Annotated in this window: 16 protein-coding genes; 5 read left to right on the forward strand and 11 right to left on the reverse strand. The window is 73.5% G+C overall.

From position 1 onward, the window contains the following. Positions 1 to 78: 78 nt before the first annotated feature. Complete coding sequence (locus IO39_RS06580; RefSeq protein ID WP_043617660.1) at positions 79 to 1,560, forward strand: Nramp family divalent metal transporter; 1,482 nt, start codon at positions 79 to 81, stop codon at positions 1,558 to 1,560. 191 nt (positions 1,561 to 1,751) lie between these two features. Here the strand turns inward: IO39_RS06580 and IO39_RS06585 are convergent, their stop codons facing one another. The 6 genes from IO39_RS06585 to IO39_RS06610 form a co-directional block, all read right to left on the reverse strand. Continuing rightward, the gene (locus IO39_RS06585; RefSeq protein WP_043617663.1) at positions 1,752 to 2,726 is read right to left on the reverse strand and encodes an ArsR/SmtB family transcription factor; all 975 of its coding nucleotides are present in this window, start codon (positions 2,724 to 2,726) and stop codon (positions 1,752 to 1,754) included. 311 nt (positions 2,727 to 3,037) lie between these two features. Continuing rightward, on the reverse strand, positions 3,038 to 4,027 hold the full coding sequence (locus IO39_RS06590; RefSeq protein ID WP_043617666.1) for a sporulation protein: 990 nt from the start codon (positions 4,025 to 4,027) through the stop codon (positions 3,038 to 3,040). A 55-nt stretch (positions 4,028 to 4,082) separates the two neighbouring features. Beyond that, complete coding sequence (locus tag IO39_RS06595) at positions 4,083 to 4,889, reverse strand: ion transporter (protein ID WP_043617668.1); 807 nt, start codon at positions 4,887 to 4,889, stop codon at positions 4,083 to 4,085. Positions 4,890 to 5,005: 116 nt separating this feature from the next. Further along, positions 5,006 to 6,367, reverse strand: coding sequence for a ferredoxin reductase family protein (locus IO39_RS58785; protein ID WP_157547969.1), 1,362 nt, complete (start codon positions 6,365 to 6,367; stop codon positions 5,006 to 5,008). Then, the gene (locus IO39_RS06605) at positions 6,364 to 7,380 is read right to left on the reverse strand and encodes an FAD:protein FMN transferase (protein WP_043617674.1); all 1,017 of its coding nucleotides are present in this window, start codon (positions 7,378 to 7,380) and stop codon (positions 6,364 to 6,366) included. The genes IO39_RS58785 and IO39_RS06605 overlap by 4 nt, the downstream gene beginning before the upstream one ends. Beyond that, a complete protein-coding gene (locus IO39_RS06610) occupies positions 7,380 to 8,126 on the reverse strand; it encodes a DUF2271 domain-containing protein (RefSeq protein ID WP_052422529.1) in 747 nt (248 codons plus the stop codon). Before IO39_RS06610 ends, IO39_RS06605 begins: the two co-directional genes overlap by 1 nt. Before the next feature lie 189 nt (positions 8,127 to 8,315). Here IO39_RS06610 and IO39_RS06615 point away from each other — a divergent pair, with 189 nt between their 5' ends. Further along, positions 8,316 to 8,564 carry a hypothetical protein gene (locus IO39_RS06615; RefSeq protein ID WP_157547971.1) on the forward strand — a complete coding sequence of 83 codons (249 nt, stop codon included), beginning with the start codon at positions 8,316 to 8,318 and terminating at the stop codon, positions 8,562 to 8,564. A gap of 36 nt (positions 8,565 to 8,600) precedes the next feature. Beyond that, complete coding sequence (locus IO39_RS06620) at positions 8,601 to 10,076, forward strand: S8 family serine peptidase (protein ID WP_043617682.1); 1,476 nt, start codon at positions 8,601 to 8,603, stop codon at positions 10,074 to 10,076. Between the two features lie 94 nt (positions 10,077 to 10,170). Here IO39_RS06620 and IO39_RS06625 read toward each other — a convergent pair whose 3' ends face one another. After that, positions 10,171 to 11,472: an SGNH/GDSL hydrolase family protein gene (locus IO39_RS06625; protein ID WP_052422562.1), complete on the reverse strand. Its 1,302-nt coding sequence runs from the start codon at positions 11,470 to 11,472 to the stop codon at positions 10,171 to 10,173. Positions 11,473 to 11,613: 141 nt separating this feature from the next. Here IO39_RS06625 and IO39_RS06630 point away from each other — a divergent pair, with 141 nt between their 5' ends. Both IO39_RS06630 and IO39_RS06635 read left to right on the forward strand, forming a co-directional pair. After that, complete coding sequence (locus IO39_RS06630) at positions 11,614 to 12,246, forward strand: TetR/AcrR family transcriptional regulator (protein WP_043617685.1); 633 nt, start codon at positions 11,614 to 11,616, stop codon at positions 12,244 to 12,246. Between the two features lie 115 nt (positions 12,247 to 12,361). Then, the gene (locus tag IO39_RS06635; protein ID WP_043617687.1) at positions 12,362 to 14,485 is read left to right on the forward strand and encodes a SpoIIE family protein phosphatase; all 2,124 of its coding nucleotides are present in this window, start codon (positions 12,362 to 12,364) and stop codon (positions 14,483 to 14,485) included. A 10-nt stretch (positions 14,486 to 14,495) separates the two neighbouring features. Here IO39_RS06635 and IO39_RS06640 read toward each other — a convergent pair whose 3' ends face one another. The 4 genes from IO39_RS06640 to IO39_RS06655 all read right to left on the reverse strand — a co-directional run bounded on the left by IO39_RS06640 (position 14,496) and on the right by IO39_RS06655 (position 18,311). Continuing rightward, entirely contained in the window at positions 14,496 to 14,882 is a 387-nt protein-coding gene (locus IO39_RS06640) for a VOC family protein (protein WP_043617690.1), read from the reverse strand. Between the two features lie 161 nt (positions 14,883 to 15,043). Beyond that, positions 15,044 to 17,287, reverse strand: a complete 2,244-nt coding sequence (gene secD / locus IO39_RS06645; protein WP_043617693.1) for a protein translocase subunit SecD — start codon at positions 17,285 to 17,287, stop codon at positions 15,044 to 15,046. A 37-nt stretch (positions 17,288 to 17,324) separates the two neighbouring features. After that, complete coding sequence (locus IO39_RS06650) at positions 17,325 to 17,666, reverse strand: hypothetical protein (protein ID WP_043617695.1); 342 nt, start codon at positions 17,664 to 17,666, stop codon at positions 17,325 to 17,327. Between the two features lie 102 nt (positions 17,667 to 17,768). Continuing rightward, positions 17,769 to 18,311 (reverse strand): dihydrofolate reductase family protein, encoded by a 543-nt coding sequence (locus IO39_RS06655; protein ID WP_043617698.1) that lies wholly within the window; start codon positions 18,309 to 18,311, stop codon positions 17,769 to 17,771. Positions 18,312 to 18,487: the final 176 nt, after the last annotated feature.

Here is an 18,487-nt window from a genome sequence, read left to right on the forward strand (position 1 = left end):
CATGCCCGATCCGCCCGGCCGCAATTGGGTCTTGCTGCCCTTGCCCTCCAGGATCACTGTGAACGGCAGGAGGCAGAGATGTCGCACCCCCTCGGAGTCAGCCGTCCGGACCTCGAAGTCACCGACCTGCCCACGCCGGAGGAGGTCTTCAAGGTCTCCAAGATCGGCCCCAAGGAACTGTTCAAGTACGCCGTCGGCCCGAGCCTGATCGCCCTCGGCATCTCCATCGGCAGCGGCGAGTGGCTGCTCGGCCCCCTCAGCGTGGGGCAGTACGGGTTCGTCGGCGTCGGCTGGGTCATCGTGGTCTCGGCGCTGCTGCAGACGTTCTACAACGTCGAGTGCTCCCGCTACGTGCTGGCGACCGGCGAGACGCCGGTGGTCGGCTGGGGACGGGTGCCGCCGGGCTGGATGTTGTGGGTGCCGCTGTCGGTGCTCATCGTGATCTTCGCGTTCATCGCGGGCGGCTGGGCCGCCTCGGCGGGACAGGGCGTGTACGCGCTCGTCCACGGCGTGCCGCCGGCGGCCACCGACCTGGAGCCGCGCTGGTGGGCCGTCGGCCTGCTGGTGCTGGTGTTCCTCATCACCGCCGCCGCCCGCCGCATCAGCCGCGCCCTGGAGCTGGCCAACTGGGTGATGGTCGGCACCGTCCTGCTCGCCCTGCTGGCGGTGAACCTGCTCGTGGTGCCGTTCAGCCAGTGGTGGGAGGGCATCCGCGGCTTCCTCACCCCCGCCGCCCCGCCCGCCGGGATCACCGCCACCCAGCTCGGCGCGCTGGCCGGGTTCACCGCGCTGGCCTCGGGCCTGAACTGGTACGTCATGGGCCACTACCGCGACAAGGGCTACGGCATGGGCTACCGGGTGGGGTACCTGTCCGGGCTGCGCGGCGAGCGGCGCGCGGTCATGGCCAGTGGCGTCACCTTCCCCGACGACGACCGCAACCGGGCCCTGTGGCGGCGCTGGTACCGGCTGCTCATGGTGGACATGTGGGGCGTGTTCTTCGTGGGCGCCATCCTCGGCATGCTGCTGCCCACGATCCTCATGGCCCACGCGGTCACGCTGTCCGGCGGGGAGAGGCCGACCCGCGCGAACGTGCCGACGTTCGTGGCCGGCGCGCTCGGCGACCAGTACGGGCAGGTGGTCTTCTCCATCGCGCTCGTGATCGGGGTGCTGGTGCTGTTCTCCACGCAGCTCGGCATCTTCGAGGCCATGGTGCGGGTGACGACGGACGCGGCCAACGCCACCAGCCCGCGCCTGCGCCGGCTGATCGAGGGCGACCCGCGCCGCTTCTACTACCCGTTCATGATCCTGCTGCTGGTCGTCATCTCGTTCGTCATCTTCCAGTCGCTGCCGGTGGGGCTGGTGGAGTGGTCGGCGAACATGTCGAACCTGGGCGCGCTGCTCTATCCGTTCCTGCTGATGTACCTGAACAGCAAGCTGCCGCGCCCGGCCCGGCCGCGCCCCTGGCACTACGTCATCCTGGTGCTCAACTTCCTGTTCTTCGGCTTCTTCTTTCTCAATTTCATCGCCGACTTCGTGGGCGACCCCTTGGTCACCTTCTGAGCCGCCGGACGCTTCCAGGTTCGTCGAAGCGTTCGATGCGGCGGACGGCGCCCTGTTACGGTGGCCGACGTCCTGAGCCGCGTGCCGTACGCCCGGCCGGCGGCTCGGGACGGCGGTGGCGCCGCTGCCGCGCCGTCCCCGGCGTGGCGGCCACGGGGGCCGCCACCGCCACCACGACCCTTTCCCGGTCTTCAGCGGCGGAACAGCTCCAGCAGCTCCTCCGCGCGCTCGGTGCGGGCGATCCACACCTCCCGGCCACGCCGCTCCCTGGTGATCAGCCGGGCGGCCCGCAGCCGGTCGCAGTGGTACGTGATGCTGCTGGGCGCGATCTTCATGTCGGCCGCCAGCATGCTCATGGTCTTGGGCCGGCCGATCGCGCCGAGCAGGTCGGCGCGTACCGGGCCCATCAGCGCCGACAGCTCGTCGTACGCCGGGGCGGCGGGGCCGGACCACAACGTCCGCGCGCCGGGCACCGGGTAGGCGATCCACGCGGCCTCCCGGTGGTCGGGGCCCATGATGACCGCGTCCTTGCCGGCGAGCATCGGGACGAGGACGATCGGCCGGTCGCCCAGGTCGTACCCGGCCGGTTCGGGCGTGGCGACGCGCAGGGCGCGGCCGGTGTGCACGATGCGGTCGCTGAGCGCGCCGAGCAGCAGCTCGGGGCCGCCGCGCACGACCGCCGTGCCGACCCGCATGACCTCCCTGTCCAGCAGGACGCGGGCGCGCCGCCACAGGGGCTCGCCGACCTCCCAGACCTCGGTGAGCGCGTCGGCGTAGCCGTGCAGCCAGGCGGCGGGGCGTTCGGCGGCCGAGCGCCAGTGCGCGGGCACCGGGCCCTGGCCGAACGCCTGCTCCAGGTCGGCGATCAGCCGGTCGGGCGGGAGGTCGTGCAGGGCGCCCACCTGGTCGTGGACGGAGACGTCCGCGCCCACGGGGGCATGCGGGACGAGGCAGTCGGGGGCCACGGAGGAGTCCGGGGCGGCCAGCGGGCGGGCCGCACGGTGACCGGCGGCGCCGACGTGCCCCGCGAGCGCCGCGCGCCACCCCTCGGGCAGGCCACGGCGGCGGCCCGCGAGGGCGTCGGCGACCCAGGCCAGGGCCGTGAGGTGCGGCGAGATCGAGATGGACAGCTGGGGCGTGGAGGTCAGGCGCAGCTCACTCCACACAGTCGTGCTGGTGACGTCGGCTCCTTGAGGTCGACTCCATCGGTCAGGAAGTCAACCTATTTCCGACGCTTTATCGCGACTTGCAGCCCAATTACACCTCAACCACACCCCCACCCCAGGGCAAGCCCCACCCCGAACCGCCCCCGTGCAGCAGCAGGGACCGGAACCAGGGCCACGACCGGAGTCGCGGCCCGGATCCCTGCGGACCCGGACCGCGCATACCGAACCCGTGAACCCCGAACCCGTGAACCCCGAACCCGTGGACCCCGAACCGGTGGGCCGGGAGCTGGGTGGGGTGGGGCTGGGGAGGGTTACTCCTCGCCCTCGTCCTCGAAGAACTCCTCCACGACCTCTTCGATGACTTCGCCGGCCACGAGGCCACCCACGACGCCGGCGGCGCCGGCGGCGGCCACCATGCCGAGGCCGGCGCCGCCGTGACCGCCGTGGTGGCCGCCGTGGTGACCGCCGTGGTGGCCGTGGGAGCCGTAGTGGTCGTGGGGGCCGTAGCCGCTGTCGTGGGAGACGTAGGAGCCGTGCTGGGACAGGCTGTCGAGCCAGCGGCCCAGCTCCGACGCCCAGTCGGTGCGCAGCGCGTCCTCGTGGGAGACGTGGAAGCGGCCGATGGCGTCGCTGGAGGAGTAGCGGCCGGTGCGCTTGTCGGCCTCCAGGACCACGGCGAGCTGGTGCGGGTCGGCCACGAAGGTCACCTCGACCTCACCCACCTGCCCGGCGTAGCGTCCGGTCGGGTAGAACTCGATCTCCTGGTAGAACGGCAGCTCCTGCCGCACCCCGAACAGCTGCCCGGCCTCCAGGTCGGCCGACTTGAAGCCGAACCCGAGCTGCAGGAACGACTCCAGGATGCGCAGCTGCGACGGCAGCGGCTCCACCGCCACCATGTCGAGGTCGCCCTTGTCGACGGCCTTGGCGATGGCCAGCTCGGTGCGCACGCCGACCGCCATGCCGGTCAGCGGCTGCCCGGAGATCTCGCTGATCGGCGCCTCCCACGGCACCGGGATCCGGAAGGCGATCGTGCGCTCCTCGCCCTTGCGCAGGGTGAAGGGGCCGGAGACCTGGGAGCTGGAGAACTGGCTGAGCCCGGCGCTCTCGCCGCCCCCGTGCTCGATCTCCACCCGCGCCACCAGGCCGAGGGTGACGTGCTCGATCTCGGCGTCGAAGTCGCCCCCCTTGAGCCGCACCTCGCCTTCGAGCGTGCCGCCCGGCCGGGTGCGTGGTGTGGACAGGACGGTGTCCACCGAAGGCGCGCCGACGCCGAACGCACCCAGCATCCTCTTGAAGACCACGGCTCTGTTCTCCCCTGTTGTTTCGGTCGAAGATCGATTGGTGTAACCGCCCGCGTCAACGATCGGCCGGTGAGCGGAGTTCCTCCTGGCGTTCGCGCATGAGAAGTCGGTCCAGCTTGGCGTTGACCGCGGCCAACTCCTGTTTCACCGCCGCCAGTTCGGTAGGCTCGGAGGTTTCCGCCGGGTCGACGTCGTTCATGGCGTTGACCACGACCGCGATGAAGAGGTTCAGCGCCACGAACGTGGACATCAGGATGTAGACGATGAAGAAGATCCAGGCCCACGGCTTGTGCTCCATGACCTCCTGGGCGACGTTTCCCCAGTCGTCCCCGGTCATGATCTGGAACAGCGTGAACAACGAGCGCGGCAGCTCGTCGAAGCGCTCGGGCACGATCTCGCCGAACAGCTTGGTGGCGATGACCGCCGCGATGTAGATCATCAGGACGAGCAGCCCGATGATCGAGGCCATCCCGGGCACCGCGGCCAGCAGCGCGCCGACCACGCGGCGCATGCTGGGCACGGCCGAGACCAGGCGCAGCGCCCGCAGGATGCGCAGGGCGCGCAGCACCGACGTCGGCCCCGAGGCGGGGATGAGCGCGACGGCCACGATGACGGCGTCGAACCAGTTCCACGGGTCCCTGAAGAACGCCGTGCGGTAGGCGTACAGGCGGGCGGCCAGCTCCACCGTGAAGATGGCCAGCGCGACCCGGTCGATGGCGTGCAGCAGGCCGCCGGCCCGCTCCATCAGGTACGCGCTGGTCTCGCAGCCGATCGTGATCGCGTTGACGACGATGACCAGGATGACCGCCCGCTGCACGAGACGGTTCTCCAGGACGGCCCGCACGCGTTCTTGCCCTGACAACGGACTCCCCTCCGAAAGATCGTTGATCATCGTAGGGAAGCGCGCGGGCCCCCGGCCGCCAGGGGCGCGGCGCTGAGATGGGGATCACAGGCAGGCCCGGGAGCCGGCCCGGCCGGTCACCACTCGAAGCGTTCGCTGAACAGGCGCTCCCGCGGCACGCCGCGGGAGCGCAGGTCGCCGGACATGGACGCCACGAAGGCCGGGCTGCCGCAGACGAAGTAGGCCGCGTCCGGCGGGGCGTCCCTGGTCACGCGGGCCGCGGTGAGCCGTTCCGCGCCGGGGTGGGCGACGTGGTAGCGGGGGCCGAGGCGGCGGATCAGCTCCGGGGCGCAGATCGCCTCGCCGGGGTGGCGGGCGGCGTGGAAGAGGGTGGCGTCGGGGTGGCGCATCGCCAGCTCCACGAACGGCGTGACGCCGATCCCGCCCGCCACCAGCACGGCCGGCCCGGCGTCCAGTTGCGCCTGGCGGGTGAACGTGCCGTACGGGCCGTCCACCAGCACCGTCGCGCCCACGGGCAGGCGGCGCAGGCGGGCGGTGAACGGGCCCGCGTCCTTGACCGCGAAGACGAGGTCGCCGGTCGCCTCGTCGGCGCGTACCACGCTGAAGGGGTGTGACCTGGACAGGCGCGCGGTGCGCAGGTGGCAGAACTGGCCGGGCAGCGGGCGGATCCCCCGCCCGCGCAGGCGGTAGACGGTCACGTCCGGGGAGACCCGCGTGACCTCCGCCAGCCGGTACGGCCTGGCCAGCAGCGGGCTGACCAGCCGCCACGCCGTCACCCCCGCGAACACCGCCGCCAGCGCCAGCCAGTACGCCCGCAACCAGGGCAGCCCGGCCAGGAACGTGCCGATCCCGTGGGCGTGCAGGAAGACCAGGGCGACGATGGGATAGGACAGGTAGTGCACGCGGCGCCAGAGGCGGTGCCGGGTGACGGCGCGCAGCAGCGTGCTGCTCAGCCAGAGCAGGACGAACATCAGCAGCGCCAGCCGGCCCAGGGACGTGTAGCTCGACTCCACCCAGGTGAAGTCCACCAGGACGAGGTACGCCGGGCCGTGGCGGTCGGTGATCATCTCCAGGAGCGGGTGGAGCAGCACGAGGAAGCCCCCGGTCGCGCCCAGCCAGGCGTGGGCCGTCACGATCGTGCCCCGGTCGGCGCTGAACCACCGGGACAGGTGGCGCGCGCCGAGCAGCACCTGCCACCACATGGCGACGGCGCCCAGCAGGCCGGCCACGCCCGCCACGCCCGGCAGGGGGCCGCCGACCAGGTCCAGGTGGAGGAGGGGGTAGGCGAACGGGAGGGCGGAGAGCACGATCGCGACGACCAGCCGGCGCAACCGCAGCGGCCGCGCCCTGGGCCCGCGCCGCCGCCCGCCCGCCCGCACCCGCCCGGCCCGCCCGCCGATCCGCGTCTGTCCGCCCATCCGCGTCTGCCCGCCCATCCGCGCCCGCCCGGCCCGCTCCCCCGCCGCAGCCCCCGTCATCGCCCCGCCTCCACGCATCCCCCGGAAGGGGCGGTGCTCCCGGGTGTCGTGGTGATCGTGCCGTCGCGGTGCACGAGGATGCCGCGGGCCGTGGGGGCGTGGGTGGCGAGCCAGCGGGGGCCCTCCCGGGTGCCGAGGATGACCAGGCACTTGGCGTAGACCTCGGCCGCGCCAAGGTCGCCGGTGATGACCGTGGCCTGGAGGCAGTCCGAGCCGGCGGGGCGGCCGGTTCGGGGGTCGATGAGGTGGTGCAGGCGGTTGCCTGCGGCGTCCGGCCAGCTCCGGCGCACCACGCTGCTGGTGGCGACGGCGGTCGCTCCCGGGGGCGGCTCCAGGGTGGTCACCACGCCGCCGAGCGGGTGCTCGACGCCGATCCCCCACGGCGGGTCCAGCGGGGCGCGCCAGCAGACCAGGTCGCCGCCCGCGTCGATCAGCCCCCGACGCACGCCGCGCGAGCGCAGCGCGTCGGCGGCCTGCTGCACGCTCCACCCCTTGACGAACCCGCCGAGGTCCACGCCCACCCCGCCCCGCACCCGCACGGTACGACGTTCGAAGTCGACCTCCACGCGCCCTTCCCCGGCCCGAGGACCGTCCGCCCGCCCAGCGCCCGCATCGGGCCCGCTCCTCGCCCGCACCCCGCCGCCTCCGGCGACCACGCGCCCGTCCTGCGGGACGCCGGCGCGTCCGGCATCGGCGCGTCCGGCATCGGCGGGCGTGGCGCGGGTGAGGCCGGCGAAGTCGGACGCGTAGCCGGCGCGGCACAGCTCCGTGGCCAGCCACGGCGAGAACAGCCCGCCCGTCGTCTCCGCCCACCGCATCGCCTCCCCCAGCGCGACCAGGAACAGCTCGGAGACCTCCGTCTCCCCGCCCGCGTTGACCCGCCCCATGTCGCTCTCCGGCAGGAAGCGGCTGAAGGTGCGCTCCACCCGCCGCAGCCAGGTGAGGACCGTCGCCGCGTCCCCCGGTGCGAGCCCGGCCACCAGCACCTCCGTGCCCATGATCCGCTCGCGCATCAGGACCCCCGGGTGAACGTCGTCACCAGAGCCGGGTCCAGCGGCTCGCCGGGCAGGAACTCGGCCCCGACGTCCTCGATCATCCTCTCCTGCATCGTCTCCTGCATCGTCTCCTGCGACCGGGCCGACTCGGGCAGGTACTCGGCGCGCGCCCGCGAGGAGTTCCCGTCGGCGCCGAGCGTGATCGTGCCGGTGAACAGCACGCGGTTCTCCCACAGCAGGTTGCCCTCGATCCGGTACACGTAGGTCCCGGCGGGCACAGGCCGGCCGGCGGCGTCGGTGCCGTCCCAGTAGAGGGAGTGCCGCCCGCTCTCCTGGGCGGGCCGGCTGGCGCTCTGGATCTCCGCCTCCGTGGCGGACTCCCAGTTTGCGCTCTCCCGCCAGCGCGGCAGCGACATGGGCCGCCGCACGTAGCCGCCGTTGGCGGTGTAGCTGGTGGCGAAGAGCGTGCGGACGTAGCGGCCGCCGGCGTCCTCGATCCAGACGGCGAGCTGGTTGCTGGCGTGTTGCGGCAGCCGGGTGAGCCGGTAGTCCACGCGGACGAGCCCGAGCGACTCCGCCGTCCGCCCCGGCCGCGCGGACGGCTGCGACGACCGGGACGCCTGAGGCGGCTGGGTCTGCGCGGGGGCGGCGGCCGCGGGTGGCGGGGCCGGCCGGCCGTACAGGAGCTCGGCCGCGGTGGCGCTGAGCGCGACGCCGCTGATCACGACGATCGGCACCACGAGCCGGATGGACTTGTCGGGCATGAGTGGCGAGCTTCCTTCCCCCGAAGCTAGGACCTGCGGGGACGAGCTTAGGAAGATCACCCGAAAAACCGTGTGAAGGCCGCCGGGACGGCCCTCAGGCCCGGTGCCCGGTTCAGGGGCGCGGTCACCGGGGGAATCCCTGGGTCGCTCCCTGTGTCGCGGCCCGCCCCGAAGGGTGACCCTGGGGTCATGGCCGCTGAGGGTGACATTCTCTCCGCCGAGGTCGAAGCGGCGCCCGGCCGGCAGCGGCAGGCGGCGGACGCTCTGACGCGCCTCGGTTTCAAGGTGCTCCACATCGGGACGACGATCAGCGTGAGCGCGCCCCGGCAGGTCTGGGATCAGGCGTTCGGCCTGCCCCGGGCGGAGGTGCCGGGCGAGCTGGGCGAGCTGGTCACCGGCGTCCACTTCCAGGAGCCTCCCGACTTCCACCCCCTTTGACGTCCGTTCCCCGGTCTCGACTCGCAAAGGAGCGACATGACCACGATCACCGAACGACGCGAGGACACCGTCTACTTCGAGGCGGCCCTGCGGCCGGACAGCGGCACCTCGATGTTCGCCGACTCCACCGCGACGCAGAGCGCCGACCTCGACCAGCTCAGGCCCGCCCCGGGCGTCGCCGAGCGCGCCGCGAACCTCCTCCAGGCCAAGGGCTTCACGGTGCGGCACGTCGGAACGTTCTCCGTCAGCGCGGAGGGCCCGCGCACGCTGTGGGAGAGCACGTTCGGCACGCGTCTCGAGGTGCGCCAGGCCGACATGACGGGCCGGCCGCCGGACATGGCCGCCACCGCCGGCGCGCAGGTGCCCTACCTGGCGCACGTCAGCGGCGAGCCGTTCACGATGCCGCAGGACCTGGAGCCGTACGTGGAGCGCGCCTACCCGCAGCCGCCCCCGCGCTTCTTCGCCTCCCCCATCCCGCCCCGCGTGGGCTACCACCACCTGCGGGTGCCCGACGACGTCGCGCTGCTGCTGCGGGCGCACCCGGTGCACGACCGCGGCGTGACCGGCAGGGGCGTGCTGGTCGCCATGGCCGACACCGGCTTCTACCGGCACCCCTTCTACGCCCACCACGGCTACAACTACAACGCCACCCTCGCCCCCGACGCCACCCGCGTGCAGCACGACGAGGTCGGGCACGGCACGGCCGAGGCGGCGAACATCTTCGCCAACGCCCGCGACGTCGACTTCGTCGGCGTCAAGATGGGCGCCAACGCCACGCTCGCCTTCAAGGCGGCCTCCGACCTGTCACCGGCCGTCATGACCAACAGCTGGGGCTACCACCTGCCCGGCCTGACCAAGCTCCCGAACTTCCTGCGCCCGCTGGAGCTGGCGGTCATCGAGGCGGTGCGTCAGCGCGGCATCACCGTCTGCTTCTCCGCGGGCAACGGCCACGTCGCCTTCCCCGGGATGATGCCCGACGTCCTCTCCGTCGGCGGGGTGTTCGTGGACGAGGTGCAGGTCAACGGGGAGTTCAGGCTGGAGGCGTCGGACTACGCCAGCAGCTTCGACAGCCTGATCTACGCCGGGCGGCACGTGCCCGACGTGTGCGGCCTGGTGGGCAAGGCGCCCAGGGCCATCTACATCATGCTGCCCGTCGAGCCGGGCGACGAGATCGACACGGGCCTGGCCGGGGCCGGTTACCCGGCCAAGGACGGCACCGGGCCGGACGACGGCTGGGCCGTGATCAGCGGCACCAGCGCGGCCTCCCCGCAGGTCGCCGGCGTGTGCGCGCTGCTCAAGCAGGCGCAGCCGGGGCTCTCGCCCGACCTGGTCAAGGCCATTCTCAAGGCGTCGGCCCGGGACGTGACCGAGGGCAAGAGCTTCATGGGGCAGGTGGCCGGCGACGGCCACGACGGGCCCACCGGGGCGGGGCTGGTCGACGCCGAGGCGGCCTACCGGCTGGCGCGGTCGGTCACGCCGCGCAACCTGCACACGCTTCCGCCGCCCCGCTGACGGCCTGATCGCGAGCGGACCGGCCGCGTGCCCCTCCACCGGGCGCGCGGCCGGCCGGTGCGGCCGCCGGGCGCAGGCCGGAGGCGGTGCGTCGTCAGCGGAAGAGGGTGACGGGGACGGCCTCGGCCAGGGCCAGGTAGCCGGCCGGGTTCAGGTGCAGGTGGTCGCCCTCGTCGTACGCCGCCGCCAGCCGCCGGGGCGCGGCCGGGTCGCGCACCGCCCGGTCGAAGTCGATCACGCCGTCGAACCGCCCCGCGCCGCGGATCCACGCGTTGACCCTCTGCCTGGCCGCCTCCCGGTGCCCCTCGGGGTCGTCGTACGGGTCGTGCCCGCCGAACGGCGTCAGCGTGGCCCCGTACACGAGGAGGTCGCGCGCCGCGGCGCGGACGATGATCTGCTCGTAGGCGGCGATCAGCTCCTCGGCCACCCGCTCCTGCGCCTGCCGGGTGGCCTCGGCCGTGCCGAGGTCGTTGACGCCCTCGAAGACGACCAGCCACCGCGCGCCGCTCTGCGCCAGCACGTCCCGGTCCAGGCGGGCCAGGGCGCTCGGGCCGAGCCCGTCGTTGAGCACCCGGTTGCCGCCCGCCCCCTGGTTGGCGATGGCGACGCCGGGCGGGAGCCGGTCGAAGAGCCGGTCGGGCCAGCGGTCGTTGCCGTTCGTCGTGGACCCCCTGCCGTCGGTCAGCGAGTCGCCCAGCAGGACGAGCGTCGCGCTGGCGGGCGCGGCCCAGACCTCGACGGCGCTGAGCAGGTACCAGTGGTCGACGGGGGTGGCGTCGGGCAGGTCGAGGGCGTCCACGTGGTCGCCGCCGGCCAGGTGGGAGGTGGTCCGGGAGCCGGGGTGGGAGGTGAGGTCGGAGGAGGCCTGCCCCTGCGCCAGGTGCAGCGTGACGGTCAGGACCGAGCCGGGGACCAGGTCGAGGTCCAGCGGGTCGGACACGACGTGCGCGCCCGTCGGCACGACGGCGGACGGCCGCCCGGAGAACGTGACGGGCCGGGAGGTCCCGGCCCGGACGGCGCTGCTCCCCGCCCCTGCGCGCCCCCCGCCGCCGGCCCCGCCCCCGGCCCGGGCCCCGCCCTCGGCTCCGGCGCTCGCACGGGCGCCCAAGGGGCCGCCGCTCCCGGCCGTACCGGGTCGCGGGCCGGGGAGGGCGACGGCGGCGCGGGTGATCGGCAGGGGCGCGCCGCCGAACGCGTTGGACAGGCGCAGCCGCACGCGCGGCCCGCCCGCGGACACGCGCACGGTCTGCCGCAGCGTGGTGTCGGCCAGCACCAGCCCTTCCTTCGCGTACGGCGGGGGCGGCATGTTGTCCGGCTCGGTGAGCTGCGGCATCGCCGTCCACGTGGTGACCCAGTGCCCGGTCGCGGTCGTCGGGAGGCTCGGCGTCTCGCCCATCAGGTACGGCTCCACTCGGTAGTCGAAACTTTCGGCACCATAGCGAACCTTTCGGCCCTCCGGCCGTCCGGGTACCGTTTTTACCCCCGCTTGCCGATCAGGTCGTGGGCCCGGCCGCCCCGCGCGCCTAGGGTCACCTGCATGGGCTCTGCAGAGGACGGGCGGGCGGCGATCGTCCGGGCGGCCACCAGGCTGTTCGCCGCACTCGGCTACGACGGCTCCTCCATCGCGCAGGTCGCCGACGCGGCCGGGGTGGACCAGGCCGAGGTCACGGCCTGCTTCGCCACCAAGCGCGAGTTGTACATCGAGGTCATGCGGCGCGCCCGCGACAGCCTGGCGGACGTGATCAGCCAGCGCGCCGAGGCGCTGATGACGGCCCCGCCCGAGCGGCGGGCGCAGGCGTTGCACGACTTCATCGACGGCTATCTCGACCTGTGCGCGGCGCGTCCCGAGGTGCCCGCCCTGTGGATGCACCGCTGGCTCTCCGACGCCAGCGACATCGGCGACCTGGAGGCCAGGAGCGCGCAGCCGCTGACGGCGCACATCGTGGACAGCGTCGCGACGCTGGCCGAGCCGGCGGGCGCGGACGCGCTGCACACGACGTACACGATGATCTGGTGCATCCACGGCTTCGCGCTGAGCGGCGTGCTGACCGGCGGCGGCCTCCGGTGCGGCATCGACGACCCGGAGATGGTGCGGCGCTTCCGCGCCCACATGCACCAGCTCCTGTCGCGCGGGCTCCGCCTCCCCGAGCCCGCCGCCGGGGCCACCTGAGCGCATCATTGACAGAACGTCACCAATTACCTACTTTTCCACGTGTAACCTGCCCGTATGGGAGGTTTCGAGTGGTTGTCGTGCTCACGTGACGTGAGCGGGGCGTGCTGAGGCGGTGCGGGAGGAGGACGTCTCGGCGGCCGGCGCGGCGAGCGCATCGTCCCGCCTCGACGAGCTGCTGGTCGAAACCGTCTCGGGCACCGGCGCGCACATCGGCGCCGTGTGGCTGCTGGACGACAGCGGCCAGGTGCTGCAGATGGAGTCCGAGGTCGGCCTGCCCGCGCCGATCGCCCGGGCGTGGGCCAGGGTCAGGACGAAGGACCCCGTGCCGATCGCCGTGGCGGTGCAGGAGCGGCGGCTGATCTGGATCACCGGGCGCGAGCACCTGGCCCGCGAGTTCCCCGGGGCCGCCCTGGCGCTGCCGTACCACTTCGCCGCGGCCCTATCGCCCATCCGCGCCAGTGACGACGTCCGCGGCGGGTTCATGCTGCTGTGGCCCGCCGGCCGGGTGTCCGAGCTGACCCGCCGCCAGCGCGAGCTCATCGACGGGGCCTGCACGGGGATCGGCGCGCTGGTGCGCGAGGCGGCCGAGCGGGGCCGGCCGATCGTCGTCGGGCCCCGGCCCCGCGTGCTCGGGCCGCGGCCGGTGCGGGAGGCGGACCCGCGGGCCGACCTGGTGGCGCTGGAATGCCTCAACCGCCTGCCCGAGGGATACTGCGTGCTGGACGTGGACGGGCGCGCCACCCTCGTCAGCGCGCCGGCCGCCGACCTGCTCGGCGTCTCCCCCACCGAGCTGCGCGGCCGGCGGCTGCGGGACGTGCTGCCGTGGCTGGGCGACCCGGCGTACGAGGACCGCCACCGCGCCGCCGTCCTCGGCCGGCAGGTCACCCACTTCATCGCCCGCGGCCCGGGCGGGCGGGCGTTGTCGTTCTGGCTGTATCCCGGCCTGAGCGGCATCACCGTGCGCATCACCCCCGGCACGGCCTCACGCGAGCCCTCCCCCGACCCGGTCACCGGCGGGGACCAGGCCCTGCGGGTCACCGCGGTGCACGAGATCCTGCAGCTGGCCACCACGCTCGCGCGGGCGGTGACCGCCCAGGACGTGCTCGACCTGGTGGCCGACCACGTCATGCCCGTCTACAACGTGCAGGCGCTGGTCATCCTCACCTCCACGGGCGGGCGGATGCGGGTGGCCGCGTCACGCGGTTACAGCCGGCGGGCCATCGACGAGTTCGACGGCCACCCGGTCATCCCGCCGATGCCGTCGGGCCGCCCGTTCGACGCGGACAAGCCGGCCTTCTTCTCCACCTGGGCCGAGCTGCGCGCCACCTACCCGGACGCGATCCGCTCCGACGGGATGTGCGCGTGGGCGTTCCTGCCGCTGGTCACCTCGGGTCAGCCCGTCGGCACCTGCATCCTCGCCTACGACCGCCCGCACCGGTTCAGCACCGACGAGCGGGCGACGCTGACGGCGCTCACCGGGCTGATCGCCCAGGCGTTCGAGCGGGCCCGGCTCTACGACGTCAAGCACCAGTTCGCCCAGTGCCTGCAGTCGAGCCTGCTGCCGCACACGCTCCCCCGCGTGCCGGGCCTGGACGTGGCCGCCAGGTACGTGCCCGCCACCCCCGGCATGGACATCGGCGGCGACTTCTACGACCTGATCCGGCTCAGCGACACCGTGGCCGCCGCCGTGATCGGGGACGTGCAGGGCCACGACGTGACCGCCGCCGCGCTCATGGGGCAGGTGCGCACCGCCATCCGCGCCCACGCCACCGCCGGCGCCACCCCGGGCGAGGTGCTGGCGCACACCAACCGGCTGCTCGTCGAGCTGGCCCCCGACCGCTTCACCAGTTGCCTGTACGTCTCCATCGACCTGCGCCGGCACACGGCGTGCGTGGCCGGCGCCGGGCACCTGCCGCCGGTGCTCGGCCGGCCCGGCGCCCCGGGCCAGGTCGTGGACACCCGGCCCGGCCTGCTGCTCGGCATCGACCCCGGCGCCGAGTACGTCACCACCGAGCTGCCCCTGCCGGCCGGCTCGGTGCTGGCCCTCTACACCGACGGGCTCATCGAGGAGCCCGGCCAGGACCTGGGCGACTCCATCGCCGCCCTGGCCGGCCGCTTCCGCCCCGAGCCGGGGCAGCCCCTGCACAGCCTGGCGGAGTCGGTCATCGAGCCGGCCACCATCGAGCGGCGCATGGACGACATCGCCGTGCTCCTCCTGCGCGACGCGCGCTCATGAACCCCCGTGCTCAGCGCGGGTCCCGGCGGAGCGGATGCTCGGCCGGGATCTCCACCAGGACGATGCGATGGCCGTCGGGGTCGGCGATCCACGCCTCGATCAGCCCCCACGGCTCCTCGCGGGCCTCGCGCAGCACGGTGACGCCCTGCTCGCGCAGCCGCTTCTCCTCGTACGCGACGTCGCGCACCTGCAGCCAGAGCGAGACCGCCTGCCCCGCCCCGTCCTGCGAGGCCCCGGAGAGCTCCAGGAACCCCTGGCCCAGGAAGAAGACCACGCCCGGATGCTCGGGCGGGCCGAACTCGCGGTAGATCGCCAGGCCGAGCGTCTCCCCGTAGAAGCGGCGGCTGCGCTCGGGGTCACCGGGACGCAGCAACACGCGACTGCTCAGCACCTCCATGCCCGACCTCTTCCCCGGTCCCCGCCCCGGGAAGCGCGAGAACCGGGAAAGCCCGCTGATCGGAAACCACGTCCCTGAGGGGAGACGGGCGCCGCGCGGCCGGGGAGACGGGTGCCGCGCGGCCGGGAGGGCGGGCGCCGCGCGGCCGGGAGGCGGGTCGCCTACACCACCGCTCCCGAGCCCCGGGGAGCCCGCGCGGCGCGCGGCTTGGCGGGCTCGGGCGGCGGGCGGCGGTCGAAGCGGCCGAGCACGATCGCCCCGGGCCCCGCCACGAAGGCCGACGACAACGTGCCCACCACGATGCCGGTGACCAGCGCGATCGCGAAGTCACGCAGCGAGTCGCCGCCGAAGACCATCAGCGCGACCAGGATGAACAGCGCGCCCAGCCCGGTGTTGACGGTGCGCGGGATGGTCTGCAGGATCGCGCCGTTCACCGCCGCCGCGAACGGCTCACGGCGGCGGGCCGCCCACAACTCCCTGACCCGGTCGAAGACCACCACCTTGTCGTTGACCGAATAGCCCACGATCGTCAGCATCGCGGCCAGGAACACCCCGTCGATCGGCTTGCCCAGCCAGGCGAACAGGCCCGCGACCACGGTCACGTCCACGACCAGCGCCAGCACGGCCGCCGCGCCGAACGTCCAGCGGAACCTGACCGCCAGGTACAGCAGCTGCATGGCCACGGCCACGCCGAGCGCGATGAGGGCGTTGCGGCGCAGCTCCTCGCCCAGGCTGGGGCCGATGAACTCCTCGCTCCGCTTGGTCACCTCGCCCGCGTGGGCCTCCAGCTCCCGCTCGATCCTGGCCACCTCTTCCAGGCCGAGGTTGGCCGCGCGTACGGAGACGCCGTCGTCGCCCGTCTGCACCACCGCCGTGGGGAAGCCGGCCTGCGCGACCGCCTGCCCGGCGGCCTCGGCCGAGATCGGCTTGGCCGTGGCGAACTGGACGAGCCGCCCGCCGGTGAACTCCACTCCGAAGTTGAGCCCGCGCGCCACCAGCCCGGCGACGGCCACCGCCGCCAGCGCGCCCGCGATGCCCAGCCAGAGCCTGCCGTGCCGCATGAGCTGCGGGTTCCTGCGGGTCAGCCAGGTCCTGACGGAACCGGCCGAGCCGAGCCCGGAAAGGCGCGGCCCGATGCGGCCGATGACGGTCTGGGTGAGCACGCGGGTGATGAGCAGGGCGGAGACGAGCGAGGCCAGCACGCCGACGGCCAGCGTCACGCCGAAGCCCTTGACCGGGCCGGAGGCCAGCCAGAACAGCAGGCCGGCGGCGATCAGGGTGGTGACGTTGGAGTCGGCGATCGCGCTCAGGGCGTTCCTGAACCCCCGGTCGAGCGCCCCGCGCAGCCCGCGGCCGCGCGAGTGCTGGTACTCCTCCCTGGCCCGCTCGAAGACCAGCACGTTCGCGTCGATGGCCATGCCGATGGCCAGCACGAACCCGGCCAGTCCCGGCAGCGTGAACGTCGCGCCCATCGCCACCAGCGCCGCGTACGAGATCAGGCCGTAACAGGCCAGCGCGATCACCGACAGCAGCCCGACCAGCCGGTAGACGGCCACGATGAACACCGCGGTGAGGACCACGCCGGCGATCGCCGCCTCGGCGCTGGCCTTGATGGCCGCCGCGCCGAGCGTCGGGCCCACCGTGCGCTGCTCGATCAGGTCGAGCGGCACCGGCAGCGCGCCGCCCTTGATCAGCACGGCCAGGTCGCGCGCCTCCTCGTGCGTGAACGAGCCGGTGATCTGGGCGCTGCCGCCGGGGATGCCGGCCCCGCAGGCGATGGACGGGTCGAGCGGCGGCGAGGAGATGATCTCCTTGTCCAGCACGATGGCGATCCGGCGCTTGGGGTCGCCCTGCGGCTGGCAGGCCGCCTCGCCCGTCAGCTTCTGCCAGGCCGCCGCCTCGCGGAAGTAGAGGCCGACCCACCAGCCGGGGCCCTGCTGGGGGTCGCTCTGCTCGACGGCGTCGCTCACGCCGTCGCCGGTGATGGCCGCGGGGCCGAGCTTGAGCGGCACGCCGTTCTCGTCGGCCACCGCGTCCTTCTCCCCCTGCTCGGCCGCGCCGAGCACGGGGTGGAAGGCCAGTTGCGCGGTACGGCCGATGACCTCGGCGGCCTGACGCGGGTCGAGCACGCCGGGCAGCTCGACGATGATCCGCCGCTCGCCGGAGCGGACCAGGGTGGGATCGACCACGCCGAGCGCGTCGGCCCGCTGGCGCAGCACGCCGAGCGCGCGGTCGGTGGCCGCGGCGTCGGCCTTGACGGTCGGGGAGTCCTTCGTCTCGAAGACGAGCTGGGTGCCGCCGCGCAGGTCCAGGCCCAGACGGGGCGCGGTGGAGAAGGCGGCTATTAATGCGATCGCGATGACGGCACACGCCGCCAGCGCACGCCAGAACGGCGCACGGAACAAGACAGCCTCCACAGGCTTGACAAGGAGAAAGGAAAGGTCAACGCACTGTGGAGGGAGGCGCCCGTGCCGCCGCCGCGGTCGGGCGGCGGGCCGCGGGGGCGTCGTCGCGCGACGCCGGGAGGACGACGGCCCACGGGGGCCGCACGCCGGGACGTTCGGTGACGAGCGCGGCCGCCGCGCCCGTCGTGCCGCCGGGACCGGACCAGGCGCGCACTTCGGGAGCCGGGGGCGGGATCTGCCGCACCCCGGACGGATGCTGCTCGCCCCGCCAGGTGGCGGGGGAGATGACGGCTGCCTGCTGGACGGACTGCGCGTGGGCGGTGGCCGGCAGGAACCAGGACAGGAGAAGGAGCAGCGTGGCCGACAGCCTGGTGTGCATGTCGCTCCCCCTCCCTTCGAGGCTCACCCTAGCGGCCCCCGGGTCCCGGCAGGACCCGCAAGACCGCGGCATGGGCGTGAGCGTCCGCGGAGGTGGCCGCGGTCAGGACTTGGGCCCGTAGGTGTGGACGACGATGCCCGACTTGAAGGTGGTCGTCTCCAGCAGGTCCAGGTGGGTGACGTCCACCTGGCCGCCGAGCAGCCGCTGGCCCTCGCCGACGATGACGGGGAAGATCCAGAAGTGGAACTCGTCGACCAGCTTGTTCTCGATCAGCGTGCGGTCGAGCGAGCCGGTGCCGAACTTCAGGATGTCCTGGCCGGGCTGCCGCTTCAGCTCGGCCACCGCGGTGGCGACGTCCCCTTCGAGCAGGTGGCCGTTCCAGGCGTCGGCCTGCTTGAGCGTGGTGGAGGCGACGTGCTTGGGCATGGAGTTGATCTTGTCCGAGTAGGGGTCGCCGGACTGCGCCGGCCACGCCTCGGCGAAGGCCTCGTACGTCTCCCGGCCCAGCAGCAGCGCGTCGCAGCGCTCCATCAGCTTCATCGAGTAGGCGCTGTGCTCCGAGTCCCAGTAGGGCGGGCTCCACACCTGCGGGTCGCTGATGACGCCGTCGAGGGTGACGAAGGTGGATTCGACGAGCTTCCTCATCGTGGTCTCCTCAGGTCGTTCCTTGCTGGTGATGAGTACAGCATGGCCCGGGGCGCTTACCGAATCCTGCCGATATTCTTACGGCCCCCGCCGCCGTCCTTAAGGCGGTGCCTTCAGCGCCGTAGCCGCGGCGCGGTCGGGTCCGTACTTCGCGGGGCGGGGCGGTCAGGGCCGTA

Source organism: Nonomuraea candida, assembly GCF_000725485.1.
GTDB classification, from domain to species: domain Bacteria; phylum Actinomycetota; class Actinomycetes; order Streptosporangiales; family Streptosporangiaceae; genus Nonomuraea; species Nonomuraea candida.

What these genes read in the sequence shown, in the direction of transcription:
- IO39_RS06580 (WP_043617660.1), top strand. Translation starts at nt 79, where the DNA reads ATGTCGCACCCCCTCGGAGTCAGCCGTCCGGACCTCGAAGTCACCGAC.
- IO39_RS58785 (WP_157547969.1), bottom strand. Translation starts at nt 6,367, where the DNA reads ATGACGGGGGCTGCGGCGGGGGAGCGGGCCGGGCGGGCGCGGATGGGC.
- IO39_RS06605 (WP_043617674.1), bottom strand. Translation starts at nt 7,380, where the DNA reads ATGCGCGAGCGGATCATGGGCACGGAGGTGCTGGTGGCCGGGCTCGCA.
- IO39_RS06610 (WP_052422529.1), bottom strand. Translation starts at nt 8,126, where the DNA reads ATGCCCGACAAGTCCATCCGGCTCGTGGTGCCGATCGTCGTGATCAGC.
- IO39_RS06615 (WP_157547971.1), top strand. Translation starts at nt 8,316, where the DNA reads ATGGCCGCTGAGGGTGACATTCTCTCCGCCGAGGTCGAAGCGGCGCCC.
- IO39_RS06620 (WP_043617682.1), top strand. Translation starts at nt 8,601, where the DNA reads ATGACCACGATCACCGAACGACGCGAGGACACCGTCTACTTCGAGGCG.
- IO39_RS06625 (WP_052422562.1), bottom strand. Translation starts at nt 11,472, where the DNA reads ATGGGCGAGACGCCGAGCCTCCCGACGACCGCGACCGGGCACTGGGTC.
- IO39_RS06630 (WP_043617685.1), top strand. Translation starts at nt 11,614, where the DNA reads ATGGGCTCTGCAGAGGACGGGCGGGCGGCGATCGTCCGGGCGGCCACC.
- IO39_RS06640 (WP_043617690.1), bottom strand. Translation starts at nt 14,882, where the DNA reads ATGGAGGTGCTGAGCAGTCGCGTGTTGCTGCGTCCCGGTGACCCCGAG.
- IO39_RS06650 (WP_043617695.1), bottom strand. Translation starts at nt 17,666, where the DNA reads ATGCACACCAGGCTGTCGGCCACGCTGCTCCTTCTCCTGTCCTGGTTC.
- IO39_RS06655 (WP_043617698.1), bottom strand. Translation starts at nt 18,311, where the DNA reads ATGAGGAAGCTCGTCGAATCCACCTTCGTCACCCTCGACGGCGTCATC.